Source organism: Pediococcus stilesii, from assembly GCF_001437075.1.
Classification (GTDB): Bacteria; Bacillota; Bacilli; order Lactobacillales; family Lactobacillaceae; genus Pediococcus; species Pediococcus stilesii.
Map to the genome: position 1 here is coordinate 16,442 of NZ_JQBX01000011.1, position 26,778 is coordinate 43,219.

A 26,778-nucleotide genomic window follows, 5' to 3' on the forward strand; every position below is an offset into this window, starting at 1 on the left:
GTTTGTCATGAATGAAATTGTTAAAGATCCTCAAAAGATTGAGCGGATTTTAAACGCATCTTTGGATCGGTTTGCTAGTCAACGTTATCAAAGAACCAAAGTAGATGAGATCGCAAGCGATGCAAATGTTTCGAAGGGAATTGTTTTTCGATACTTTAAAAATAAAGCTAATTTGTATCTTGAAACACTTAAATATTCTCTTGAAAATTTTAATGGGAAAGTCGATTATAGTATTTGGTTGGACGCCAAAGATATGTCAGAAATGATTGTTCAAGCGACCGCGTATAAAATAAAGCTTCAATTAAAGTACCCGAGAGAATTTAAGCTTCTACTAGATGCGTATGCAAATGCTAACGATTTTTCGAATAAATTTAATGCTAAAGTTCAACAGGTTTACGAAAAAAATTCGCAAACTCCAACGGACTTGCTTCTTCCAGTTTTAAAGCGAATGAACCTACGAGAAGACGTCCAAATCGACGATGCACTTCGTATGATAAATGGCGTTATGCTTCAAATTGCGGAAGAAAGTAAGACTTTTATCCATGAACATCCACATGGTAGTTTAAAGGATATGAAGGAAATTATTGCACATGCAAAGACTTATATCGGTATTTTTGAAAGAGGAATTCAAAAATAATTTCCGATTAGTGTTGTAACCAACCGCTCCATTTGGGGCCATGGCTACAACACTTTTTTTTACTAATGGTTCATGTTTTGTTTCGCTTTAGGCAATATATGCGATAATGATATAGACAAATTGATATGCGGGAGGAATTATTTTGAAACTTATTTCTTGGAACGTAAATGGTTTAAGAGCAGCTGTTAAACATGGATTTATGGATACTTTTAATGAATTGGATGCGGATATTTTTTGTGTGCAAGAAACCAAACTACAAGAAGGACAAATTGAATTAGATTTGCCCGGATATCACCAATATTGGAATTACGCTGAAAAAAAGGGGTATTCAGGAACGGCAATTTTTACAAAACAGGAGCCGTTATCTGTGAATTATGGGATGGGAATTCCAGAACATGATCAAGAAGGGCGACTAATTACGCTAGAATTTGATAATTTTTACATGATAACTTGTTATACACCTAATTCACAGCCTAAGCTAAAGCGTTTAGAGTACAGAATGAGCTGGGATGATGCTTTTCGAGAATACGTCGATCATTTAGCTAAAACCAAACCGGTTGTTTTTTGCGGTGACTTGAACGTTGCCCATAATGAAATTGATTTAAAAAATGATAAAACTAACCATAAAAATGCGGGTTTTACCGATGAAGAACGAGAAAAGTTTACACAACTACTACAAAGTGGTTTTACAGATACATTTCGACACTTTTACCCAGATCAGGAAGGAATTTATTCGTGGTGGAGTTATCGGTTTAACGCACGAGCAAACAACGCTGGGTGGCGAATTGACTATTTTGTAAGCTCACAGGAATTGGATGGTCAATTAGAAGACGCTAAGATTCACACCGAAATTTTTGGTTCCGATCATTGTCCAGTTGAGTTAGACGTTGATTTATAGGCATAAGTAGGGAGTTGAGTTGATGAGTTTACCAAAAAAAATAACAGAATTGAGTGTTGAAGAAGCCAATCAATTGGCGCAGGGACTTCGTGAAACACTAGATCATTGGAGCAATTTATATTACACGAAAGATGCGCCCGAAGTCGAGGATCATGTATATGATGAAAAGTATGAAGATCTACTGGCTCTAGAAAAAGCTTTTCCAGAGATCGTTAATCCTGATTCAATCACCCAGCGAGTGGGCGGAGAGGTCCTTGAAGGATTTACGAAGGTAACGCATGAGGAACCGATGCTTTCAATGGGGGATGTTTTTTCACGGGATGAGTTGGTTGAGTTCGATAATCGAATCCAAAAAAATATTGGGCATCCGGTTGAATATAATGTTGAATTAAAGATTGACGGTTTGGCAATTTCTTTGGTTTATGAAAACGGTAAGTTAATCCAAGGGTCAACTAGGGGCGATGGTAACATTGGTGAGGATATTACCAAGAACTTGAAAACAATCAAATCAGTGCCTGAAACCTTAACGAAGCCGTTATCGTTTGAGGTTCGTGGGGAATGTTTTATGCCCAAAGAGTCATTTGCGAAGCTTAATGAGCAACAGTTAGAAGAGGGAAAACCCGTATTTGCAAATCCACGGAATGCTGCAGCCGGAAGCTTGCGACAGCTAGATTCAAAAGTAACTAAGAAGCGTGATTTGGACACGTTTATTTATACCGTGGTTGAACCCACCGTGCTTAATGTGGATTATCAGCATCAGGCAATCCAGGCGATGGCTGAACTGGGTTTTAATACGAATCCAACTCAAGAAGTGTGTGCCAATTTAGACGAAGTTTGGGATTATATTGCAAAATATGAAGGGCAACGGGATGAGTTACCCTATGGAATTGATGGAATCGTATTAAAAGTTAACGATTTGCATCTTCAACAAGAGCTGGGCCATACCGTTAAGGTACCTCGGTGGGAGATCGCCTATAAATTTCCACCGGAAGAAGAGGCCACCGTTGTGCGTGACATTGAATGGACCGTTGGGCGTACGGGAGTCGTTACGCCAACCGCTGTGATGGATCCAGTTAAGCTAGCCGGGACAACCGTGAGTCGGGCGACGTTGAACAATGTAGATCAACTCACAGCGAAAGATGTGCATATTGGAGATACGGTCCTATTACATAAGGCCGGCGATATTATTCCAGAAATCACGCGGGTAGTCTTAGAGAAGAGGCCGGATGATGTTGGGGCATTAAGTATTCCGGTTGACTGTCCATCATGTGGAAAAGAATTAGTTCATCTAAATGGTGAAGTTGCACTGCGGTGTATCAATCCAGATTGTCCGGCACAAATCGTAGCTCGTTTGGAACATTTTGGTTCACGAAATGCAATGAATATTATGGGGTTAGGACCTAAACAAATTCAGCAGTTATATGCCAAAAACTTCATCCATCATTTTGATGATTTGTACAAATTAACTGCGGACCAATTGGCTCAGTTAGATGGATTTAAAGAAAAACGGGTTAATAATCTTTTAGAAGCAATTGACAGTAGTCGTCAAAATTCACTTGAGCGGTTGATTAATGGGCTAGGAATTCAAGGAGTTGGAACTAAAATGGCTCGAACTCTAGCCGAAGCGTTTGAAACAATGGATAACCTGATGAAAGCGACTGTCGAAGAGTTTGATGAGGTTGATACGGTCGGCGAGACGTTGGCAAATAATTTAGCAACATTTTTCCAAAGTGAAGCTGCTGAGGTAATGATTGATGAATTGAAGTCCGTTGGCGTAAACATGGAATATTTGGGACCAAAGGTTACCGCAGTTGAGGGCGGATACTTTAATGATAAAAAAGTTGTTTTAACTGGAAAGTTAGAACATTTTACGCGGAACGAATTAAGAGAAAAACTGATGAATCAAGGTGCAAACGTTGTTGGCTCGGTTTCTAAAAAGACGGACCTTGTAATTGCCGGAGCGGATGCGGGCAGTAAGTTAACTAAGGCCCAGGATCTGGGAATCGACGTACTGAACGAAGAAGAAGCAATTGAAAAATTAGAACAATAAAAAAATGGGATTTAATCCCATTTTTTCTTGTCTTTAAAGACAACTAGTTTACTAAAAGCGTAATTTGAAATAATCACGATAATATTATCAATAATTTTAACAATGATATCGTTCCCATGAAGAAGCGACACACCAACAAACATAATGATAATATCGAGAACCAGCGTTGCAGTACGCATGAGGAAGAAACGAATTGCTTCAGCAAATAATTCCTTACCAGTTTCAGTATGTGAATTAAAAACCCATAGTTTATTACTAATGTAGGCGACAAGAACGGAAGCAAACCACGCAATCACGTTACTAGTTTGATAGAATAGATGTAAGTTTTTTGATAAAATAGCAAAGACGACAATATTAACGAGGGTAGTTATCACGCCCCAAAAGAGATATGATAAAACAGGTTTGTATTTGTTGAAAAGTTGCTTAAGCATAAATTCATCTCCGAATTAATTGTAAAGTTAACTTATTAAGTAAAACACGAATTTCAGAAAAAGGAAAGATTGTTTAGGAGTTTAGATAGGTGAAGCAGGTTGAAAAAGTTATCAGTAATCGTTCCAGCATATAATGAAGAAGAAACAGTAGAGATTTTTTATAATGAATTTGCAAAAGTTGAACGGCAAATGGACGTTGAATCAGAATTGATTTTTATCGATGATGGTTCAAAGGATAATACGCTGGCCGAATTAAAAAAATTGCAAGAGTTACATAGCGAGGTTCATTACATCAGTTTTTCACGAAACTTTGGGAAAGAAGCAGCATTGTATGCTGGACTTCAAAAAGCCGATGGAGACTACGTAGCAGTAATGGATGTCGATTTACAAGATCCACCAGAATTATTACCAAAAATGGTTGGAATTGTTGAAAAGGGTGAGTATGATGCCGTAGCTACTCGGCGTCAAGATCGCGACGGTGAGAGTAAGGTTCGCTCGTTTTTTGCCCGTAAGTTTTATAAATGGATTAATAAAGTCAGCTCACTAGAGTTAGTTGATGGTGCCCGTGATTTTCGTGTAATGACACGGCAAATGGTCGATAATATCCTATCAATGCAAGAACGCGAGCGTTTTAGCAAGGGACTATTTAACTGGGTCGGATTTAACACATACTATATTTCTTACGAAAATCGTGAACGAGTGGCTGGTAGTACCTCGTGGTCATTCTGGGGATTATTAAAGTATGCCATTGAAGGCTTTATTTCATTTTCAACCGCGCCACTAGCGTTTGTCACTTCAGCGGGAGTCGCAACATGTCTGTTAGCAATACTGGGAGCAATCATTGTTGTCGTTCGAGCCATGATTTTCCCTGGCACCTCGGCTTTTGGCTGGCCATCTTTAGCAGTAATTATTTTATTTTTCAGTGGTGTGCAATTGCTAAGCCTTGGAATTATCGGACGCTACATTGCCGAAATTTATTTAGAGGTTAAGAAGCGGCCGGTGTATATTGTGAAGGAAGAAAAATAGAGGGCTTGGTAAAGTAATCCTTTACCAAGTCCTCTATTTTTTAATTTTAGTAAAACTATTTTCCTATTTAATGAACTTATCTTTATTCCATTTATCAAAAGATACAAAAACCAATTTTTGTTTATTGGAGATATGCATACGTTTTTTATACATTGAATATTGAAATCTTGATGGAGAAGGTGAACTATCCCAAACAAATTGTTCAAAAGGAAGTTTTCTGACATATATGGTACTCTCTTTTTTTGCGAGTTGTTGGCGAATAACTTGAGCACGGGAGTGATAGACATAGCCGTTTAATCCCATGATGGAAAGTATAAATATCATCGAGAATATGCCATAAAAATTGACGATATGAATTGCCTCACGAGAGGGATTGCTAGCAAAAATTACGTTCACAGTATCTAAAGTCGCAATAATAATGAATGCGATGGTATTAAATGCACATCGCGGTCCATAGGGCGTGATTGCGACGAAAGGAGCAGATAATAGTACTGCAGATACAATATAAAACCCAAGTCGTTTATTTAGTCCATCATTTTGAATGAAAAACACTACTGAAATAATTAACGCCAGTACATAAATGATGCTGAAAATAGCAAGTAGTTGATTAATTGTTGTCGTATTGAAATTTGAAGATGGAAATAGATTACGAATAAAAGCAGCAAAGAGAGAATAACTTAATAACGTAAAACTGGTGAGCCATTTTAAAATTGTATTTCCAAAATCATTTCTGTACATTAATACAATCAAAGAGATGCTCAGGACCAATAACAAAAGCCCATTTTGCTGGAACACATACTTTGCCATCTGATTTGTGTACATATTAATGGCTTGGTGAATTAATCCATTGTCGGCGGTGTGTCTAAATGAATCTTGTCCAGTAAAAATTCTAATGTAAACAGGGTTAAGAAACATGACAGCACTACCAATTACGAGACCTAAGATGTAAGAGCAATTAAGTAATAATTTTTTACGATTTTTGTTTAAATAAAATATAGATCCTAAAGCGAGACACCATAGGTAAAAGGTGACATGTTCAATTACCAGAGCAGATAGTAAGCCCAACATGAAGAGCCCAAAGTAATATACGGGATTAGACTTTGCGTTTTCCTTAAAATCCTTAACAAGCCAGTATATATAAATAAAAATTAAAAGCATTCCAAATATGTAGTTAATAAATCCGGCAAACCAGCCAAATGATTGAGAGAAAACCTGTGTGGAGATGGTTAAATACAGTCCCGTAGCGAATAGGAAATGCCAACTAGTAGCTTTTTTATTAGGAATAGTGATTTTGACTGATAAATAGACCAGTAACGTATTTACGAGGGCATATATTGGGATTCTCATGTAAGACAATCTAGTAATAAGTATCTCTAAGGTATTACTAAATAACCTCCCGTTATAACCCACGAATCCGGTTGTTAGACGACGAATGCCAATTTGCGATCCCCAAGTCCAATCATCACCAGTTAATGGGACAACTGTGCCTAGACAAAGGAAAAAAATTAAAATTATAATTAACGTCCAAGCCGATTTATAATAGTCGTCGCGTTTTTCTAAGTCCAATATAAATACACTCCTTTAAAATATGGAACTATCATTAAAAAATATTCACAATAATGTATTATAATATATGATGTTGTTTTTTTATATCTTTATATTATTAATACATATTTTTAAGTAGATTGACGTTTACACAGAATGTGATTATACTGTTGCAAGCGTCATGATTCATTTTAAAGGAGTAACAGTTAAAATATGAATACAATGTTTAAAATAATTGGCGATCAATTTGCTAACTTTAAAATTATTCGTCGAATGGCAAAATATGATGATCGTGCCACCTATCAAAGTCATTACTTGGGATTAACGTGGGAGTTCTTGAACCCACTAATCCAAATAGGAATTTATTATTTAGTATTTGGGGTTGCGTTAAAGCGTGGAGATCCTATGCCCGGGATCCCATATTTACCCTGGATGGTAACCGGAATTGCTCCTTGGTTATACATGAATAAAACCACTCTAGATGCTTCAAAGAGCGTGTACCAACAAGTTGGATTAGTTTCAAAAATGAAATTTCCAATCAATGTGTTGCCGTCAATTAAAATTATGGGAAATTTATATAGTTTCTGGACGATGATGGCCTTTGCTGTATTTTTAATGTTTTTAAACCACATTTGGCCGACGATATCATGGATTCAGTTTATTTATTACTTTATCTGTATGATAGCACTGATGTATTCTTTAGGAATTTTTAACTCCACAGTAAGTGTATTAGTTCGAGATTGGCAAATTGCACTTCAATCAGTACTAAGAATGTTATTTTATATGAGTGGTGTATTGTTTAATTTTGTTACTTCGAATTTTCCTCCGGTATTAGTACGTGTTTTAGAGGTCAATCCTTTTTACTATATTATTAACGGAATGCGGGAATCATTACTTTCGAAAGGGTGGGTATGGCAACAACCCAATTTAAATTTAACGATTACATTTTGGCTTTTTGTATTCATCATGATGACAATTGGAAGTTATTTGCATAATAAATTCCGTGCAAATTTTGTTGATTTAATTTAATCGAGGATTTTAAAAATGGATAATTCATATAAAATAAAATTAGAGAATGTTACAAAAGAGTATGATCTTTTTAGAACTAAGAGTGATAAATTAAAAAATTTTTTTAACATTGGTAAAGTTGATGTCCCACATTTTTGGTCGCTCAAAGGCATTAGTCTGGCTATCAAACCCGGTGAAACTTTTGGGATTATAGGGGTTAATGGATCTGGAAAATCGACCATTTCAAATATTATTTCTGGAATTATTCCTCAAACCACTGGAACTGTGGATGTTAGAGGAGATACGTCAATTATTGCAATTGGAGCGGGATTAAAGAAGAATTTAACAGGAGCCGAAAATATTCGTTTAAAAGGATTAATGCAAGGACTAACAATTAAGGAAATTGATGATGTCCGAGATTCAATTATCGATTTTGCGGATATAGGAACGTTTATTAATCAGCCCGTTAAAGATTATTCTAGTGGAATGCGTTCACGTTTAGGTTTTGCCATAGCAGTGCACATTAATCCTGACATTATGATAATTGACGAGGCGTTATCCGTTGGAGATGATACTTTCTATCAAAAATGTGTGGATAAAATCATGGAATTTAAAAAGCAAGGTAAGACGATTTTATTTGTTAGTCATTCTCTAAGTCAGGTGAAAATGATTTGTGATCGAGTTGCTTGGATGCATTTTGGAGAGTTACGAGAAGTGGGTGATACTGATGAAGTTATATCGCATTATCGCCAATTCTCTAGTAGTTTTAAGAAAAAAACTGCTAAAGAACGAAAAAAATATCAACAAGATAAGAAACGACAACAAATTGAATTTAGTATTGATGGATATCAACAATCATTGATTAACGATCAGGTTGAAGTTGGCGTGGAAGTTAAACAAGCCGAAAAAAATATACAAAAACGAATGTATGGGCAGGTATTGCCTGATAAAATGTCAATAGCGACAAGGATGGTTGTTATTATCGCTATTTTGGCCTTCATATTTTTTGCAATGGTTAATGTGTCGGGACATTCTATAACAAAGTCCTTAGAGAGTCCTTCTACCTTGATTCATCCGGTTCAACATAAAGTACGATAAAAAGATGCTGAAAAATGTTTAACCTTGTAAATAAAATAACATAGAACTTTAATCTCATACTTAAATAGCTTTACTCCGATATTTATCAGGAGTAAAGCTATTTTTATGCCGAAATTCTGTTAACTTATTGCAAACGTTTAATTTTTGAAGTATAAAAAAATCCCTCCATGATCAGCCAGAAGAATTAAGTGTTTCGTCTGCTGATAATAGAAGGATTAACATAAAGTAATTTATGAATTTAGGTGTTTTTTAAACTTGTTACTTAAAGAAATCTTTATAAACGGTCTCCGCAGTGTTGGGTCCATCAAAAGGAATAAATTTATTCTGGAAATCTTTATACAGAGCACCATAGGTATCCCAATAAGTTTCGTTATTCGCAATGGCATTTAACAGTTCATCCGAAGTTTTAACGATCGGACCAGGAACCTCTTTTTCAAAGTCAAAATAAACGCCCCTTAAATCGAGATATTTTTCTAGATCGTAGGTGAAGAAATACATTGGACGATTAACGTTGAGGTAATCAAACATAACGGATGAATAATCTGTGACCAGCATATCACTTGCCAGCATTAATTCTTGGATATTTGGGTACGTAGAGACGTTAATAATATTGTGTTGCATTTCAGCCGGGATTGATAATTTAGAAGCAACGATCACGTGCTGACGCATTAAAAGGACATAATTATCGCCAAGTTTCTTTTCAAATTGCTCAAAGTCAATCTCATTTTCCATGACAAATTTTTTGCCACTTTTTTCATAGTCTCTAAATGTTGGAGCGTACAAAATCACTTTTTTATCAGCAGGAATACCCAAATCTTTTCGAACGTGCTCACGAATATTATTTGAATCGGAGCTGTAAAAAACATCATTTCTTGGATAACCCTTTTCAATAACGGAACCATCATATTGAAATGCAGATCGAAATGCACTAGTAGCATATGGAGAAGGAGAAACAAGCTTACTCCATTGATCTTTGGCATGCGTAACTCTCTTTAAGTAAGAATCATCGCGCCCCTCAATAATGGTTTGATCATGTTGCATTTTTTTCAAGGGCGTACCATGCCAAGTTTGAAGGTATGATATTTCCTTGCGCTTGGTTATATAAGTGGGAAAATTTTGATTATTTACCCAATATTTACTTGTTGCAAGATATTTATAATATTCAAAAGAAAGACGTTTGATGACTTTAGTATCGGGGTTCGCTTTCAATGGCATGTTATTATTGGAAACCCAAATGTACTCATAAGGTTCATTATTTTCTACCATCTTTTCGTAGATAGCCCGTGGACTGTCCTCGAAACGTTTTCCAAGACTACTTTCAAATAAAATTTGATTTTCTTTAACGGGTAAAGTGTGTGACCAGATCCAATATAATTTTTTCATAGTTGGGAAGTAGTGTTTACTTCTCCTAAATCGGCGTTTTATTCTTAAATAAAGTGGGTCATCCTGTACTTTTTGTTTTAAAGTTTTATTTTTAAGGTTGACTATAGCCTTGTAAATCCTCTCGCTTGAATGAGTGTCTCGATTAGCAATGAAGGAATCTGCCTTTGTAACGTATTCGGGTTCCATAGAGAAATTGTTTGCGGCAGAGTTATTTAGTTCATTAAATAGGTTATCAAGGTTATCAACAATTGGACCAGGTAATTCATTGTCTAAATCAAGGTGGGAAGGATACTTACCCAAAAAACGATTTCGATCAAATTGATAATATAAAACGGGTTTGTGTAGAAAACTAAAATCAAAGGCCACGCTCGAATAATCAGTAAGCATCATCATACTTTCCTTGATTAAAGCCTGGACGTCAACCTTACCTTGATTTATTAATGTTGCCGGAACGTCTTTAAAATAGTCGATATAATCTTGCATGTTCGGGTGTAGACAAAAAATAATTTTGAGATTGTTTTTTTCACTAAATGCTTTTAATCGTGGATCAAATAACAAAGCGCGATACCTTTCTAAATATTCACTTTGTTCGAATTGCTCTGCGTTCGTAATCCAATCTCGCCAAGTAGGAATGATTAATAATTGACGCTTTACTTTAATGTCATTTTTAAATAAGGTGTCAAATCGGGCCAGACCGGTGACTGCAACCTCCGATTTGGAATAGCCAAGGTCAGTCATCGCAATTCCTTTTTCTTTTGGAGAACTAGTTATAAATAAATCTGTGTAGAATTCATTGACCGATTTAGCATAAATTGGGGCTATATTCTTGGTTCCAAACACACCATGTTGTAAAAAAATCTTTTTTGCTTTGATGTGTTTAATATACTCTTTGCTTCTAATTGGATAAAGAGAGTCTGGATGGTGAGTTCCACAAATGTATTTTGCTTGGATAACTTTCTCAAAATGCTCTTTAGAGTTAAAAAAGATTACATGACCTAAGGGATCAACGTTACGTCTCTCAATTGAATTCTTACGTATCACATAGTAGGCATTAATCTCTGGGTGATTTTCCCGAAGATACTTGAAAAAATGGTATCCATTGTCTTGTGCTTTATACGAACGCTCTCCGATAATCCAAATATCTTTTTCTTCTCCAGATTTTGCAACGCTGTTCCAATTGTTTTTATTTGATCGAAAATAATCATAAGCCTCTTTGTCGTATACATTGAACGTAAACGACAAATTTGTAGCCTTGAGAGTGAAATAAGGAACCAGGGAGTACCATTGGTTATTTTGTGAATCAAATGAAGCCAATTCACCCTTCATAAAATAATCGACTAGAAATTTTGGATTTCCCACTCTAAAAGTAGATGAAGAATCATTTTGATTTAAATTAACAACAAAGAAAAGATCTAAACTAAGTTCCTCTGTTTGCTTAAGATTTTTTAGATAATCTAAGACGTAATCCATTTGTATAAAGACTTCATATTCATAGCGAAAAGATTTATTACTTTTAATCGGTGCTGATTTAATTTTTACGGGAAAAGATATTTTTTGTTTACCGCCGCGTTCAATCATTTCAACGTGACAATCCAGTAAACTAAAGTAATTTAATTTGATCTCTCCCTTGATTTTCATTTCTTTTTCATGAATATCAAGTTTTGTTATCATTCGATGGCGCAAGTACTGTGAAGGCCTAACTTCTTGATCGATTAGAATCGCTAAAGCATTTTTTTTAGTTACGTATACATTTAAAAAATGTAAATTGGCACTATCGTAAACCTTATGGAAATTATCTAGAGACCATTTCTTTTTAAAAGGAACTCTTAAAGACGTATGGTATTCCTCAAACGTGGGTTCTGATTGAACGTCGTCTGAACTGGGAAAAGATTCGATCGTGTAGTTAGATTGAATAATAACTTTAGATGAACTTTCATCAGTTAGTGGCAAGCCTCTTTTAAATCGGTCATCTAGAAATTCGCCTAGATCAATTTGAAATTCATATCCTTTATAATCGGGATCATCAATAGGAAATTCATTAATTTTAGTTAATGGTACAGAGCTAACGTCATCTACTAAATTTAAAGATAGGTTTTTAAAGTCTGTTCTTTCAAACATTCTGATGTTTAGTACATTTTTTATTAAATTTACTTCAAGCTGTTTCATGAAATTTTCTCCCAATATTGAACATTATTGTTAAAGGTTTTATAAGTGTATATGCGGTAAGCTTTTATTGGCATCAACGTTTGTAATTTTACCACAATTTCATAACTCATAAAATTTTTCGAGAAGTATCGTAAGTGTGATAATGCGTGCCACACACGCCTTGAGGTCTGAACAATAATTGTTTATACTCAAAAAAGTCTAAAATCGAATTTGGGAAGGGTAAACATGTTGTTAAGAATTAAAAATTTTGAGGTCAAGAATTATTTATATATTTTTACAATCATATTGCTAGCGATTTTTTGCTTTATAAATATTACCTCAACGCCTCTGAGAAGTGGGAATACTTGGGATGATGCTAATGCGATGTTGCGTATTGGACAATTATGGAGTCAGGGATACATCCCGTTTAAGGATGTTTTTGAACAGCGTGGTCCTTCGATGTATATTTTATATTTAATTGCAAATATGATTTCTAAAGGTGGATATATCGGGTTATTTATTGTAGAAATTGTTAACTTACTGGTTATCCAATTTTTATTGAAGAAAATTTTTGATATACAGTTGGTTAATAAAAAAACAAGCTTGTCAATTTTAGGTGCTCTGTTAGTTCCTATGTGGATGGTATCTAATTTCACTTTTAAGAACGGCGGAAGCCCTGAAGAATTTTCCATTCCTTGGATTTTAATAAGCATATACATGATTCAAAGCTTTTTTAAAAATCAAAAATATTCGCACTTTTTCCTGGTGGGAGTTTCATTTGCTTGGGTTTTTAATATGAAATACTCGCTTATTGGTCCATGGATAGCACTGGCTATCATAATTCTGTTTAAAATTTTTGTATCACAAGATTTGAAAAGAGCATGTAAAACGATTGGTAAAATCTTGATCTGGAGTGTTTTAGGAACTCTAACGGTTTTTTTACCCATGTTGGGTTATTTTGCTTATGTGGGTGGTATAAAAAAATATTTTGAAGTATATTTTGTCACAAATTTAACATCGTACACAAAGGAAACTCTACCAATCTTTTCTCATTTTTTGTAATCTATGAGCATCTTTTTAAATGGATTAGTAAATACAAGTATTTTAATTTTGGTAGTATTTATTTTTACGTTAATCTTGCTAAAAGATCGTTTTGTAGCAGCGTCGATTATGCTAGTATTTACAATTACAGGATTTATCAGTTTTTGGGCACTACGTCCAGGGGACTACGTGATGCTGGTTTTAGAATTTATTATGATCTCAACAATAGTATATGCTATTGTCAATGTTATTTCGAAAATGGACTTTAATGTAGGATTAGTGTTTGCTTCAACGTTGGCACTATTTTTGTTCTTTATGGTGATAGCACCTAAAACCAATCCGTCAATAAAACTCTCGGGTTTTAGGCAGGGCAGTCCGTTCAATGTTGCAAAAAAATTTGGAGATGAAATTAAAAATCGAGCAAATGGTGAAAAGATAACATTGCTATATTATCGAACCATTGATTTAGGCGTAGAAAGATATGTAAATGTGGAAAAATCTGGATATTTTTTTGAAAGAACGAATTTAATTATTGCTCCACAAACCAAAGCACTAGATATGTCTGTAAAGAATAAGAGTACGAAGTTTATCATTGTGGGGCAAGGAGATTTAAAAAATCCGATTATTAAACAAAATTATAAGAAAATTAGTCTGGGCAATAAAACTAGATACGTATTTTCCAATAATTTTAGTGGGAGACTTAGCTCGGTTAGAGTTATTTTGATGGAGAGAAAGTAAAAGTTTTATTTTCATGCTTAATTCGTGTATTCTATGAACTAAGTATTGACAAGTAGGGGGATAATATTAGAGTCATGAAAAAAATTTTATATGCGCTTCTGGGAGCTATCATTATTGTGGGTGTTATTTTGGGTGGAATTTCACTACAAAACAAAAAAAGCAGTGCAGTGGCAACCGATAAAACCAAAGTAGTAGATAAGCCTAAAGATAATCCTTATAAAGGGAAATTAAAAAAAACACTTTCGTCGGTTGGGTTTAATGGTTCAGCAATTTTAGTTGAAAATAATAAAGTGGTTGATAGCTATGTAAAAGGAAACGCAAATGATGCGACGGGTGAAGAAAACACTTTGACGACGACATATGAAATTGACTCTTTACAAAAATCTCTCACTGCTGGGCTAGTAATGCAACAAATTAACGATGGAAAATTAAAATTTACGGATAAAGTTAACAAGTATATTCCAAATTTACCCGGTGCCAGCAAAATTACTGTTAGACAACTATTAGATATGACCTCGGGTCTGTCAATGGGAAAATTAAAATTTACTGGTAATAGTTTGACTACCGATGAACTCTTGAATGAAGTGATCGACAACGTTAAATTTACTGCTGATAATGAGGGTACGTGGAGCTATCAACCGGTTAATTTTGTAATTTTATCAGAAATTATCCAGAAAACATCGGGAAGGACATACGCCCAGTTATTTAATAATTTGTATGTTAAGAAATTAAAGCTTAAAGAAACCGAAATGGCTTATAACAAAGTTATTAAAACCGATCGTTCATTAGGATATATTCTAGTGGATCAGAACAGTGGTACAGTTAAAAAGACGCTTCAGAAGCCGAATAAAGCAACTATTAAGTCTGAACTTGGAACAGGTCAAGTTTATATGTCAGTTAAAGATTTTTATAAAGTTTTATCTAACCTGTTAAATGGTAATTTACTTGGGAAAGAGGCTGCAAATGAAGTCTATCTGTCTAGTGTGGCAAACGGAGCAAAATACTACGGCGGATTGTACACCTCTAAAGACCCGGTATATCGATATGCAAACGGATATGGATATGGCTACCAGGATCATATTCGCATCAGTCAGGACGGTAAGAAGGCTGTTGTGGTATTTAGTAATTACCAATATTCAGGACATGGGGAGCTAAAAAAGGCTGTAGATCAATTATCAAGTGAAGTATTGAAATAAAGAAGAATTTTGTATGAAGGAGGTAGTGGATTTAATAATTTACTATCTCTTTTCTTTACTCATAATTATTTTCAATAACCTGGTTAGTTTAGCTAAGATGTTCGCCGGCAATCCAGTACTAACTTGTTATTGATGTATATATTATCTAATTTAAGTTAGAAAAACTATATTATACTGGTTATGTAAAAAAACTATCAGAAAGACGGATTCCAATGAACTTAATAACATTTTTAGAAAAAGTAAAAAGAAGACTACTGACTTATAATTTTAAAATCAACTACAAACCCTACAAACAAAAGACAGTTATTTTTGAAAGCTTTGGGGGACGTCAAATTAGTGATTCACCACTGGCAATCTATGAAGAACTGAAAAAGAGCCATCCTGATTACCAGTTGGTATGGGTTATCAACAAGGAATTGGAGAAATTGGCACAGGCCAATGGATACGATTATGTTATTCGTGGCAGCTTTAAGTGGGTGAAGGTCATTGAAAAGGCCCAGATCTGGGTCGAAAATGCTCGTTTACCACAGTGGGTACGAAAACCAGAGCACGTAAAGATTATCCAAACGTGGCATGGGACGCCTTTGAAAAAATTGGGATTGGACATTGAAAACGTCATGATGCCCGGAACAACAACTGAAAAATACCACGAAAATTTTGTTCAAGAGGCAAATCGATGGGACTATTTAATTAGTCCAAACGAATATGCAACACAAATTTTTAGGAAAGCGTTTGGCTATGAGAATAAAATTCTCGAGATTGGATACCCGCGAAATGATGAATTGGCGCAGCCGAGCGAAGCATTAATCAATAAAATTAAGCAACGCTTAGGAATTCCGGCGAATAAAAAAGTTGTGTTATACGCACCTACATATCGGGATAATCAGTTTTTTACGAAGGGCAAATATTCGTTCCAACTGCCATTTGATTTAAAGCAAATGCAGGCGGCCTTCGGAAAAGACACCGTATTGTTGCTACGAATGCATTATTTAATTTCTAATGCAGTGGACCTTTCAGATATGGAAGGCTTTGCCTACGATGTATCTAGTTATTCCAACATTTCAGATTTATATTTAATATCGGATTTGTTAGTAACGGATTATTCAAGCGTGTTTTTTGATTACGCATATCTTAAACGCCCCATTGTCTTTTTTCCTTACGATTTTGAGGTTTATAAAGATGAACTTCGCGGATTTTATTTGAATTACACAAAGGATTTACCGGGTGAAATTGCTTATGATGTTGATGCGCTTCTGGCAAATATTGCTCATGGTTTACAGGTGACGGATATGACAAGCGATGAAAACTTCATGAAGTTTTACAATCGCTTTTGTAAAATTAATGCGGGAAACGCGTCTAAAAGAGTTGTTGAGGAAATCGACGATATTTTAAAAGAACGCTAGCGATAGATGCGCCCCTCTAAAATAAAGATCAATAAGTGGTCTTCTTCAAGCTATATTTCATTACGAAATGAGTTGGAAGAGGACTTTTATTTTATTCAATATGGTGGAAGCACAAAAGTAAGCGTATGATTTAAATGTATACACATAAGTTAGAAGGCGAAAATATTGGACAATTTTAAAGTAAGAGTCAACAAACGATTAAGTTTTGCAATTAATATATTGATTGTTTTTTTAATTATATTAGGTTCAGCAACGGCCTACTCTAGTGGGGTATGGCATTTTAATATTGATGCAAAGAGAGCTTTTTTATTTGAAATTTTAAGTAGTTTAAAACCAATTATTGAGAATATAGTTTTGTTGATTCTGGCAGATAGGGTTTTAAAAAAGGTCAACTTCAATAAAATTAGAGATGTTTGGCTACAAATAGTTTTCTACTCATTATTTTTTTCATTACTAGTTTGGGGAATGATCGCTGTCAGGTTTAATACTTTTGACATCTTTAGAAGTTCATTTCCGATTTTATTCCAAACGAATAAGCTCGCTACGGCAGCGTTAACTGTCTGCGTGGGTGCGTTTTTACTGAGGAAAATCAATATTGAAAAAATTAAATTGAGATATTTAATTTATGCATTTTTAGTGCTTTCGGTTATGCCAACCATCTTGTGGATAACAAAGCTCTCAGGAGATGCAAGCTTTTCTTTTGGGACGATGTTGTGGGGAATATTTTTACTATTAGCCACAAAGTATCTTAATCAAATTTCTGCGGAAAACAAAGTTAAATATGCTAAGCGATTTTTAGGAATATTTGCTGGTAGCGGATTAGTTTTAACCTTGCTGTTAAATTTGGTTGGTCCACATAACATAATTTTTAATAACGGAGATATAGCAATTAACCGCTTGTCCTTTTTGATGACAAATTCTTGGGCCTTCTTTATTGGATTATCGGTGTTCATTTTACTTAAGCAGCAAAATATCACAAATTACATATCGTGGGATTTAGTTTTTGGTGCTAGTTTATTTTCGACCCATTTTTTGTTTATAAAGCCATTCTGGCGGAATATGTGGGGGACGGTATATTGGATGCAGCAGACGCCACTTCATCTGATTGGCGCCATACTAATTTCGGCAGTTGTGACCACTTTAATAGCAATACTAATTGAAATTTTGAGAGGCAACTTTAAACACCAGGTACTGGCTTTCTCACCTAAAAAAACGGTTGCGATGGTGATTGCACTTGCCTTATCGATTTTTGCCAATGTGATTATGCTGATTTCCAATAGTTCGTTTAGCGTGCGTTCGGCGGTTGCTGTCGTCCGGTATAAACCGCAATTGATGCTTTTAAATATGTTAATGATTTTTGCGTTTATAATGATAATTTTTGCATTAATTAATCGTTTGGTAATTTCGATTACTGCATTTTCGGTAGTTCTATTGGTATTTGTATTTGCAAATTATCAGAAAATACTATCAAGGGATGAACCAATACTGCCCGTTGATATATCGAGTAATTTGAAAAATATTAAGGAAATTACAAGCTTAGTAAACGTGTGGTTGGTTGCTGCAGTGGCTGCAATTTTGGTTATCTTAGTCCTCCTGGGAGTTTATTTAGAAAGAAGAGCCAAATTTGTTCCCATATTTAGTTGGAAGCAACGCTTATTATTGCTAGTTAGTGGAGTTGCCTTTCTAGGTTTCTTTATGATCAAATTGCCATTAATGCCTAGTTCGGTCGTGACGTGGAAAACAGAGGATCACACGATTTTTAACGATGTGATGGCTAATCAATTTAAATATAAAGCGCATCCTGGAAGCATAAAGGGAGACTTTAGGTCAAATGGACCGGTTGTTACACTGGTTAGTAGAATGATTATTCCAATAATGGAGCAACCTAGTGGATATTCAAAAGCAGCGATTATGCAACTTTCGCAAAAATTAGAAAAAGAAGCCAAAAGCATCAATAAGGATCGTCAAAATGATATTAGTAAGCAGACGGTTGTTTATATTTTAAGTGAAAGTTTTTCAAATCCGCAGCGCGTTCCTGGAGTTCAGATGAATGATCCAATTCCCAATACGGATCAGTTGAAGAAAACAACCACATCGGGCCTGATGGATAGTTATGGATATGGCGGTGGAACCGCGGACATGGAATATGAAGCACTCACCAGTATGTCCTTAAATAACTTTGCACCGGCATTATCAACACCATATGTTGAGTTAATGCCTAAGATAAAGTATCAGCCTTCTGTACTAGATTTATTTAAGACTAAAAATGCAATCCACCCGTTCCAACCAACTTATTACAACCGAATTAACGCGTTTAAACAGTTAGGTTTTCAAAAATTTTATAATACCTATGCGCCGGATCAGGTGAAATATAAAGAAGCGATTGGCGGGGTAGAGTCTTCAGGAGACAGTATTGCGAGTGGTTCCAAATACATCTCGGATAAATCAGCGTATGAAGAACTAAAACTCATTATGGATCAACATCAAGGTGGTCAATTTATTCAATTATCGACTATGCAAAATCACATGCCATATTTTAAGGATAAGTATGGCAAAGAAAATAATTTTCCTGCCAGTGGAAGTTTGAGTGACGCAAGTTTGGACCGTTTAAGAACTTATGCGTATGGAATTAATCAAACGGACCAGGATTTAAAAGAATTGATTAAACAGGTTGATTCTGAAAAAAGGGATGTCACCTTAGTATTTTATGGCGACCATTTGCCGGGACTTTATGAATGGCAAAAAGATAGTGATCAAAAATTAGTCCAATACGATTCTGAAATTCATCAGACGGATTACTTTATCTATTCGAATCATAGTAAACGAAAAGTTAAAAAAGCGGTCGCAGCACCATATATGTTTACCCCGATGATGTTAGAACAGACTAATTCAAAAGTGTCACCATATTACGCCTTATTGACGAAGTGCATGGAACAGTTGCCTGCGGGTGAGCGCGACAAGTATATGCTAGACAATGGTAAACAAGTTTCAGAAAAAGATCTAACTGCTAAGCAAAAAGAACTATTAAATGAATATAAATTAATTCAATATGATATTACGGCTGGGAAGCATTATTTGGGTGAAAATTCGAGCTTTTTCAAGGTATAGCGGTTGAACTAATGCTACCTCAAAATTAAATATTTTACATTTAAGCAATTCAAATTTTATTTTGAATTGCTTTTTTTATTCATTTTCCATATGAATATACAATGCATCAATGTATAAAAATATAAATATAATCATATAATGTTGCATAAAGATAAAATAAGAGTATATTAATATTAAATTTAAATGAGGGAAAAATGAGGATGATCGTTATGAAGCAACTGAAAAAGTGGATCATCGTTTTAGCAATATTTTTTATGAGCTTTTCAGGAGCTTTTGCGACGATATTTGCGGACGATGGCAAGGCCAAGACCCAAAATGATGAGTACTTAACAAAAATCAAAAAAAGAAGCTATCTGATCGTTGGAATGTCAGCCGATTATGCACCGCTGGAATTTCATGCCACGGTTAAAGGTCAGGATACGATTGTGGGTGCTGATGTGCGAGTGGCACAAAAAATCGCCAACGACATGGGCGTGAAACTTCAAATTAAAGAGCTCGGCTTTGACGCCTTGATTGGAGCAATGAATACTGGCAAAGTCGATATGGTTATTTCTGGAATGAGCGAAACGCCGGAACGTGAAAAACAGGTGCTTTTCTCCGAACCATATATGTATGAAGAACAGGCGATGGTAATTCGGAAGGCGGACGAAAAGAAGTACAAGGGAATTATGGATTTTAACGGTAAAACAATTGGCGCTCAAAAGCAGACGATGCAAGAGACGGTTGCTAAACAGCAGCTTCCGGGTGCTAAAGTTCGTTCCTTAGAGAAGGCCACGGATATTGTTGGACAGGTTATTAACAAAAAGATTGATGGAGCGGTATTGGCGGGAATAATTGCCGATTCCTATGCATATCAAGATAAGAGTTTAAAAGTAATTTATCCCAAATTCGTAACGGAAAAATCACCAACCGCGGTTGCAATGCCACTCAAAGCTCAATCGCTTAAAACACAAGTTAATAAGTCGATTAACACAATCAAAAAACAAGGGCTTTTCAAAAAATACCTAACAAGTTCATATAAGATTCAAAGCCAAAATAGCAGTTTTTGGGCGAAATACGGTAATTTCTTTATTACCGGAACGCTATGGACACTGGCATTTGCGGCAATTGCCGTATTCTTTGGCTCAATCATTGGTACATTCATGGCATTGATGAAGATTAGCAAAAATTGGATCTTGAAAATTATTGCTAATGTCTATATTGAATTTATCCGAGGAACGCCGTTGTTGGTACAAGCCTTTATGATCTTCTTTGGAACTCAAATTATTGGATTGAACTTATCGCCATTTATGGCCGGAGCGGTGGCGATGGCAATTAATTCAGGAGCATACGTTGCTGAAATTATTCGTTCAGGAATTAATTCGGTTCCACTGGGTCAAAAAGAAGCAGCTGCTTCGCTCGGATTTTCATACAGTCAGTCGATGCGCTTTGTCATAATGCCACAAGCACTTAAGAGTATTTGGCCGGCACTTGGAAATGAGTTTGTGACCGTAATTAAGGAATCATCAGTACTTTCAGTAATTGGAGCAACCGAGTTAATGTTTCAGGCTTCAATTGTTCAAGGAGCATCATTTAAGCCGTTTTTACCAGTCTTTATCGCGGCAATGATTTACTTTGTACTAACGTTTGGAATTTCAAGAATCTTAGCGTTAATCGAAACACATTCATTTAAACACTAAACTTAAAGGGGAATTTTAAAAATGACACAAAAAATTGTTTTAGCATATTCAGGCGGATTAGATACATCAGTTGCGATTCCATGGTTAATGGATAAAGGATACGAAGTAATTGCGGTCGTTTTGGACGTCGGTCAAGGCGGAAAAGACTTGATTGAAATTCAGAAAAAAGCGCTAAAAGTTGGCGCAATTGATTCCATCGTGGTCGACGGCAAGGATGAATTTGCTGATAAATATGTCACTCCAGTGATTAAGGCCAATGCGCTGTATGAAGGGGCATATCCACTAGTTTCAGCACTCTCGCGTCCATTAATTATCGACAAATTGGTTCAAATTGCTCATGATAATGAAGCAACCGCAATTGCCCATGGATCAACCGGAAAAGGAAATGATCAAGTTCGTTTTGAGGCTGCAATTCATGCTCTTGATCCTAAACTTTCAATTGAGGCACCAATTCGTGACTTCCATTGGTCACGTGAAGAAGAAATTGATTATGCTAAAGAACACAATGTTCCAGTGCCAATTGGAAAAGAATCGCCATATTCAATCGATGCGAACCTCTGGGGCCGTGCCAATGAAGCTGGAATTCTTGAAAATCCATGGAATCAGGCTCCCGATGATGCGTGGGGAATGACGGTCGCACCAGAAGACGCGCCAGAAGAAGCATTATTTTTAGATTTAACGTTTGAAAAGGGAATTCCAGTAGCTTTAAATGATGAAAAGATGAAATTAAGCGAGTTGATTGTGAAGTTGAATGAATTGGCTGGCCAACATGGCATCGGCCGGATTGATAAAATTGAAAATCGACTGGTTGGAATCAAGTCCCGTGAAGTATACGAGGCTCCCGGAGCAGCAGTAATCATGACCGCCCACAAAGATTTGGAAGATTTAACGCTCGAACGCGACGTTGCTCATTTCAAACCAATTATTGAAGACAAGATTACCGACTTAATTTATAACGCAATGTGGGTTTCACCACTATTTGACTCACTACTAGCCTTCATCGACCATACCCAACAAGTAGTGAATGGAACGGTCAAAATGAAGTTATACAAGGGAGGCGCCACAGCCGTCGCACGTAAGTCAGAAACCAATTCACTATACGACGAAAATTTGGCAACATACACAGCATCTGACAGCTTCGATCAGGTCGCTGCCAGTGGATTCATCAAGTTGTGGAGTTTACCAACGATGGTGTTCGAACAGGTTAACCATGTGCATTCAAAGGATACGGAGAAAGGCGTTTAAGAGTCGAGGATTAGTCTGGCTATGGTTAATATCCACGGGAGTTTGTGGATGTTAGCCATGGCGTAACTAACCGGAAACTCTTGCCTTTCGGAGTTCAACTAGGCTACAAGCAAGCGTCCACTTAAATTGAAGCATCAGTGGATGTTTTATCTAGCTAGGCTAGCCGCAGAACACAATCTTTCGAAGTTCAACTGAAAAAAGGATACGGAGAAAGGTGGTCAAGAGTTGAGGATTAGTCTAGGCGTGGCTAATATCCATAGGCTTCTGTTTTTCGAAGCTCAACTAGGCTACAAGCAAGCGTCTACTTAACCAGAGTATACAAACCAAAAATCATTTCAAAAACAAAAAAACAACGAGGTAAAATATGACAGATAAATTATGGGGTGGCCGATTTACGGGAAAAGCGGCCGAATGGGTCGATGAATTTGGAGCTTCAATTCCGTTCGATTACAAATTGGCGGCTGAAGATATTGAGGGATCGTTGGCACATTCAAAAATGTTGGGAAAACAAGGAATTTTAAGTCAGGATGAAGTGGACCAGATTCAAAAGGGTTTACTAGAAATTGAGCAAGAGTTAAATGATGGTGAACTTAAGTTTTCAATTGCTAATGAAGATATTCACTTAAATATCGAATCGATTTTGACAAAGAAGATTGGTGCTGTAGCTGGTAAGCTTCATACGGCACGGTCACGAAACGATCAAGTAGCAACTGATTTTCATCTTTGGATGAAGCATCGTTTACCACGGGTGCTAAATGAACTAACCGAACTTCAAAAAACATTGGTTAGTTTAGCTGATCAAAATGCGGATGTAATTATGCCCGGATATACGCATCTGCAGCATGCGCAACCAATTACGTACGGACATTATTTATTAGCATATTTTGAAATGTTCCAGAGGGATTATGAGCGTTTTGAATTTAATCGAAAACATACTGATATTCTTCCTTTGGGCGCTGCTGCGTTAGCCGGGACGACTTTTCCGATTGATCAGCAATTTGTCGCGGAAGAACTAGGATTTGATAAAATTTATCACAACAGTTTAGATGCAGTATCCGATCGTGATTTTGCTTTGGAATTTTTAAGCAACGCATCAATTTTGATGATGCACTTGTCCAGAATGGCGGAAGAATTAATTCTCTGGGGAACGTACGAATTTAATTATATTGAACTGGATGATACTTTTTCCACAGGTTCATCAATCATGCCGCAAAAAAAGAATGCAGATTTTGCCGAACTTGTGCGTGGTAAAACGGGGCGGGTCTATGGTGGATTAATGGGATTGTTAACGACAATGAAAGCCATTCCGTTGGCATACAACAAGGATATGCAAGAAGACAAGGAAGCCGCTTTTGACGTAATGGATACCATTCTTGCATCGATTAATGTTTTTAACGGAATGCTGGCAACGTTGACTGTGCATAAGGAACGGATGAGTACGGCAACCGAAAATGATTTTTCGAATGCAACTGAACTTGCCGACTATTTGGCAAGTAAAGGAATCCCATTCCGACAGGCCCATGCAATTGTGGGTGAACTGGTTTTGAAAGGGATTCAGACCCAAACCACGTTGACTCAGATGCCATTAGCTGAATTAAAGCAGGCTTCGGCCCAAATTGAGGATGATGTTTACGAAGTTTTAAAATCAAAAGTGGCCGTGGAACGTCGAACCTCAATTGGCGGAACCGCAATTTCAAATGTAAAAAAAGAAGTTGAACGTGATTATAAAATAATAGCGAATCGCTAAAGACAGCAAAAAAAGCAATCCAGTTTTGGATTGCTTTTTTATTGTTCGAAGTTAATAACTAATTTGGATGCTTCACGTAGAAAATCCGGTGTTAATTTAATTACTTCTTAGCTTCCTCGATTAGTTTTTGCATTGCTTGTGCTTGATACTGAGCAGCAAATTGCGCAGAAGCTTTTTTAGTTGTCTCTTCGGTTAATTTCTTTTGATCAGCAGCACTCATTGTTGGATTTTTCTTCATTGCATCGGTTAGGGTTGCTTTAACCGTTGCTGTAACCTTGGTTTTAACATATTGTGCTGCATCTTTTTTCATCTGGGCTTGATTTTGTTTAACCAATTTACCCAGTTTTGTCGCTTGAGTTGTTGATAAAGTCAACCAGTCTTTAGGAACATAGAAAGTATTAACGCGCTTTGATACTTCGCGATTATTACCAGCAATCCCAAACCAGAATTGATACGTACCGTTTTTATAAACCCAACGAGTAGTTTTCTTAACTAGTCGAGCGGAATCTTTTGTTGTTGTATGAACCGTATTGGTCGTTTTATCAGTAGCGGTATGGCTAGGTGTTTTCTGAGAATCTGTTTCGTTATAAAGGTAAACGCGCTCTTTGTCAGCCGTTCCGATACTTTTATAAAGTAACATGTTCATCTGCTTCGATGGGGAAACAGAGTAAATTTCCTGAGTCGTTGTTTCGGTAGTTTTATGCATCCCAAAATGTTCGCGGTCATTCATGACCATCAAAACGGAAGAACCCACCACTACAACTGCCGAAATTAGGGAAAGAATAATTCTAATTGTCGTTTTAGAAATCAGCGTCATCGAAACGAATAGTGCAATGGCAGCGATAATTAAAAGAAAAATAATCATTATTTTTCACCTCCAGCTTGAGGTTGGACCTTGGCAGAACCACCGGCACGGGTGCTAACAAAGAATGCAATGAGCAATCCGAGTGCGCTAAATGCAATTGCAATCCAAAATGTTGCATGGTACCCAGCAACGGTGGCGTCAAGAGCTTGATTTTTATAGGCTAGCGGTTCAGTGGTTAGCAGGTGTTTACCTGGCATTTGATTTTTAGTGACGTTTGTTAAAACACTAACCAAAATAGCAGTTCCGACTGAACTAGCTACTTGGCGTAACGTGTTATTAACAGCAGTTCCATGGCCCATTTTATCGAATGAAAGAGAGTTCATTCCAGATGTCGTAACGGGCATCATGGTCATCGCAATACCAGCCATTCGAACGGCGTATAACACAATAATGTAAATCATTGGGGTTGTCGTAGTTATAAATGCAAAAGGTATCGTTCCAGCGGTTAAAAGAAACATTCCAGTTACGGCTAGTCGTCTTGCACCAATCTTATCAAATAGACGTCCGGTAATGGGACTTAAAACCCCCATCATTAATGCCCCTGGTAAAAGGGTTAATCCAGAATGAAAGGCGGTCTCACCGCGAACGGTCTGAATATAAAGTGGCAATACCATTTCGGCTCCGACCATTGCAATCATCGATACAGAACTCAATGCGGCTGAAATTGAAAATTCTGGAATCTTTAAAACATGTAAATCAAGGAACGGATTCTTGGATCTTAATTGACGTAATCCAAATAAAATAACAAAGATAATTCCGACGATCAGAGTTGTTACAACGAGTGAGTCGCCCCAGCCTTTGTCGCCAACTTCTGAAAATCCAAAAAGAAGGCTACCAAATCCAATTGTGGAAAGAGCAGCTGAAATCCAATCAAGCTTCTTTTGATCAGTTTTTAGAACATCTTTCATAAATAAAAATCCGGCCAATAAAACAAAAATTACAATTGGAATAATCATTCCAAATAGGGTCCGCCACTTGTAATTATCAATAATCCAACCGGAAAGTGTTGGGCCAATTGCTGGAGCAACACCGATAACTAAACCAGCAAGTCCCATGGCTGAACCACGCTGATTTGCTGGAAAAATAGTTAACATCAAGGTTTGGAGAAGTGGCATTGTAACACCCACACCAAGGGCTTGAATTAAACGACCAGCGAGTAGAACTTGAAATGATGGAGCAGTATAACAAAGAATGGTTCCAATTAAGAAAATAAACATGGCTGATAAATATAGTCGTTTGGATGGAACGCGACTTGTCAGCCAGGCACTAATAGGAATCATGATCCCATTAACCATTAGGAATCCAGTAGTGAGCCATTGTACAGTTGAGGTACTGATATCAAAGGCGTTCATTAAAGTTGGAAACGCAGTGGTTAAGATGGTTTGGTTCAAAACGGTACAGAAAGTACCTATTAATAGCACAAGGATTAACAAGGAACGCTTGTATGGTTTTCCGTGTGCATCAATTGCTTGTGGCATAAGCTTACAACCCCTTTTCAAAAAACTTTTCTTTGGATACTATAAGTCGTTTTGAAT

At 36.4% G+C, this 26,778-nt stretch carries 19 protein-coding genes; 14 read left to right on the forward strand and 5 right to left on the reverse strand.

From position 1 onward, the window contains the following. Window positions 1-7: 7 nt before the first annotated feature. The 3 genes from IV81_RS05890 to ligA all read left to right on the forward strand — a co-directional run bounded on the left by IV81_RS05890 (window position 8) and on the right by ligA (window position 3,585). On the forward strand, window positions 8-637 hold the full coding sequence (locus IV81_RS05890; protein WP_057803241.1) for a TetR/AcrR family transcriptional regulator: 630 nt from the start codon (window positions 8-10) through the stop codon (window positions 635-637). Between the two features lie 142 nt (window positions 638-779). Continuing rightward, entirely contained in the window at window positions 780-1,535 is a 756-nt protein-coding gene (locus tag IV81_RS05895) for an exodeoxyribonuclease III (protein ID WP_057803243.1), read from the forward strand. Window positions 1,536-1,557: 22 nt separating this feature from the next. Next, window positions 1,558-3,585 carry an NAD-dependent DNA ligase LigA gene (gene ligA, locus IV81_RS05900; RefSeq protein WP_057803245.1) on the forward strand — a complete coding sequence of 676 codons (2,028 nt, stop codon included), beginning with the start codon at window positions 1,558-1,560 and terminating at the stop codon, window positions 3,583-3,585. Window positions 3,586-3,596: 11 nt separating this feature from the next. Here the strand turns inward: ligA and IV81_RS05905 are convergent, their stop codons facing one another. Beyond that, window positions 3,597-4,016, reverse strand: a complete 420-nt coding sequence (locus tag IV81_RS05905) for a GtrA family protein (RefSeq protein ID WP_057803247.1) — start codon at window positions 4,014-4,016, stop codon at window positions 3,597-3,599. Between the two features lie 99 nt (window positions 4,017-4,115). Between IV81_RS05905 and IV81_RS05910 the strand changes: the two genes are divergently transcribed. Continuing rightward, window positions 4,116-5,042 carry a glycosyltransferase family 2 protein gene (locus tag IV81_RS05910; protein WP_057803249.1) on the forward strand — a complete coding sequence of 309 codons (927 nt, stop codon included), beginning with the start codon at window positions 4,116-4,118 and terminating at the stop codon, window positions 5,040-5,042. 63 nt (window positions 5,043-5,105) lie between these two features. Here IV81_RS05910 and IV81_RS05915 read toward each other — a convergent pair whose 3' ends face one another. Beyond that, window positions 5,106-6,608 (reverse strand): DUF6056 family protein, encoded by a 1,503-nt coding sequence (locus IV81_RS05915; protein WP_057803251.1) that lies wholly within the window; start codon window positions 6,606-6,608, stop codon window positions 5,106-5,108. Between the two features lie 192 nt (window positions 6,609-6,800). Here IV81_RS05915 and IV81_RS05920 point away from each other — a divergent pair, with 192 nt between their 5' ends. Both IV81_RS05920 and IV81_RS05925 read left to right on the forward strand, forming a co-directional pair. Further along, window positions 6,801-7,616 carry an ABC transporter permease gene (locus tag IV81_RS05920; protein ID WP_057803252.1) on the forward strand — a complete coding sequence of 272 codons (816 nt, stop codon included), beginning with the start codon at window positions 6,801-6,803 and terminating at the stop codon, window positions 7,614-7,616. A gap of 15 nt (window positions 7,617-7,631) precedes the next feature. Continuing rightward, a complete protein-coding gene (locus tag IV81_RS05925; protein ID WP_057803254.1) occupies window positions 7,632-8,693 on the forward strand; it encodes an ABC transporter ATP-binding protein in 1,062 nt (353 codons plus the stop codon). Between the two features lie 258 nt (window positions 8,694-8,951). On the opposite strand, the gene IV81_RS05930 is transcribed toward IV81_RS05925, so the two are convergent. Next, complete coding sequence (locus IV81_RS05930; protein ID WP_057803256.1) at window positions 8,952-12,242, reverse strand: CDP-glycerol glycerophosphotransferase family protein; 3,291 nt, start codon at window positions 12,240-12,242, stop codon at window positions 8,952-8,954. A gap of 225 nt (window positions 12,243-12,467) precedes the next feature. On the opposite strand from IV81_RS05930, the gene IV81_RS05935 reads away from it, so the two are divergent. From IV81_RS05935 to argH, 8 genes are all read left to right on the forward strand, one after another. Further along, a complete protein-coding gene (locus IV81_RS05935; protein WP_057803258.1) occupies window positions 12,468-13,283 on the forward strand; it encodes a glycosyltransferase family 39 protein in 816 nt (271 codons plus the stop codon). Window positions 13,284-13,454: 171 nt separating this feature from the next. Beyond that, a complete protein-coding gene (locus IV81_RS05940; RefSeq protein WP_157059757.1) occupies window positions 13,455-14,000 on the forward strand; it encodes a hypothetical protein in 546 nt (181 codons plus the stop codon). A gap of 74 nt (window positions 14,001-14,074) precedes the next feature. Further along, the gene (locus tag IV81_RS05945; RefSeq protein ID WP_057803262.1) at window positions 14,075-15,196 is read left to right on the forward strand and encodes a serine hydrolase domain-containing protein; all 1,122 of its coding nucleotides are present in this window, start codon (window positions 14,075-14,077) and stop codon (window positions 15,194-15,196) included. A 212-nt stretch (window positions 15,197-15,408) separates the two neighbouring features. Continuing rightward, window positions 15,409-16,599, forward strand: coding sequence for a CDP-glycerol glycerophosphotransferase family protein (locus IV81_RS05950; protein WP_057803264.1), 1,191 nt, complete (start codon window positions 15,409-15,411; stop codon window positions 16,597-16,599). Window positions 16,600-16,764: 165 nt separating this feature from the next. Continuing rightward, the gene (locus IV81_RS05955; protein WP_057803266.1) at window positions 16,765-19,707 is read left to right on the forward strand and encodes an LTA synthase family protein; all 2,943 of its coding nucleotides are present in this window, start codon (window positions 16,765-16,767) and stop codon (window positions 19,705-19,707) included. Between the two features lie 209 nt (window positions 19,708-19,916). Beyond that, window positions 19,917-21,386, forward strand: coding sequence for an ABC transporter permease subunit (locus tag IV81_RS05960; protein ID WP_057803349.1), 1,470 nt, complete (start codon window positions 19,917-19,919; stop codon window positions 21,384-21,386). Window positions 21,387-21,407: 21 nt separating this feature from the next. Then, window positions 21,408-22,631, forward strand: a complete 1,224-nt coding sequence (locus IV81_RS05965) for an argininosuccinate synthase (protein ID WP_057803267.1) — start codon at window positions 21,408-21,410, stop codon at window positions 22,629-22,631. Between the two features lie 364 nt (window positions 22,632-22,995). Continuing rightward, complete coding sequence (argH, locus tag IV81_RS05970; RefSeq protein ID WP_057803269.1) at window positions 22,996-24,378, forward strand: argininosuccinate lyase; 1,383 nt, start codon at window positions 22,996-22,998, stop codon at window positions 24,376-24,378. A 100-nt stretch (window positions 24,379-24,478) separates the two neighbouring features. Here the strand turns inward: argH and IV81_RS05975 are convergent, their stop codons facing one another. After that, window positions 24,479-25,243, reverse strand: a complete 765-nt coding sequence (locus tag IV81_RS05975) for a DUF4811 domain-containing protein (RefSeq protein ID WP_057803271.1) — start codon at window positions 25,241-25,243, stop codon at window positions 24,479-24,481. Further along, entirely contained in the window at window positions 25,243-26,721 is a 1,479-nt protein-coding gene (locus IV81_RS05980) for an MDR family MFS transporter (RefSeq protein ID WP_057803273.1), read from the reverse strand. The genes IV81_RS05975 and IV81_RS05980 overlap by 1 nt, the downstream gene beginning before the upstream one ends. Window positions 26,722-26,778 lie beyond the last annotated feature (57 nt).

Bases quoted from the DNA above. Each gene is read 5' to 3' on its own strand.
- IV81_RS05890 (WP_057803241.1), top strand. From the start codon at position 8: ATGAATGAAATTGTTAAAGATCCTCAAAAGATTGAGCGGATTTTAAAC.
- ligA (WP_057803245.1), top strand. From the start codon at position 1,558: ATGAGTTTACCAAAAAAAATAACAGAATTGAGTGTTGAAGAAGCCAAT.
- IV81_RS05905 (WP_057803247.1), bottom strand. From the start codon at position 4,016: ATGCTTAAGCAACTTTTCAACAAATACAAACCTGTTTTATCATATCTC.
- IV81_RS05920 (WP_057803252.1), top strand. From the start codon at position 6,801: ATGAATACAATGTTTAAAATAATTGGCGATCAATTTGCTAACTTTAAA.
- IV81_RS05925 (WP_057803254.1), top strand. From the start codon at position 7,632: ATGGATAATTCATATAAAATAAAATTAGAGAATGTTACAAAAGAGTAT.
- IV81_RS05930 (WP_057803256.1), bottom strand. From the start codon at position 12,242: ATGAAACAGCTTGAAGTAAATTTAATAAAAAATGTACTAAACATCAGA.
- IV81_RS05935 (WP_057803258.1), top strand. From the start codon at position 12,468: ATGTTGTTAAGAATTAAAAATTTTGAGGTCAAGAATTATTTATATATT.
- IV81_RS05940 (WP_157059757.1), top strand. From the start codon at position 13,455: ATGCTGGTTTTAGAATTTATTATGATCTCAACAATAGTATATGCTATT.
- IV81_RS05945 (WP_057803262.1), top strand. From the start codon at position 14,075: ATGAAAAAAATTTTATATGCGCTTCTGGGAGCTATCATTATTGTGGGT.
- IV81_RS05950 (WP_057803264.1), top strand. From the start codon at position 15,409: ATGAACTTAATAACATTTTTAGAAAAAGTAAAAAGAAGACTACTGACT.
- IV81_RS05960 (WP_057803349.1), top strand. From the start codon at position 19,917: ATGAAGCAACTGAAAAAGTGGATCATCGTTTTAGCAATATTTTTTATG.
- IV81_RS05965 (WP_057803267.1), top strand. From the start codon at position 21,408: ATGACACAAAAAATTGTTTTAGCATATTCAGGCGGATTAGATACATCA.
- argH (WP_057803269.1), top strand. From the start codon at position 22,996: ATGACAGATAAATTATGGGGTGGCCGATTTACGGGAAAAGCGGCCGAA.
- IV81_RS05975 (WP_057803271.1), bottom strand. From the start codon at position 25,243: ATGATTATTTTTCTTTTAATTATCGCTGCCATTGCACTATTCGTTTCG.
- IV81_RS05980 (WP_057803273.1), bottom strand. From the start codon at position 26,721: ATGCCACAAGCAATTGATGCACACGGAAAACCATACAAGCGTTCCTTG.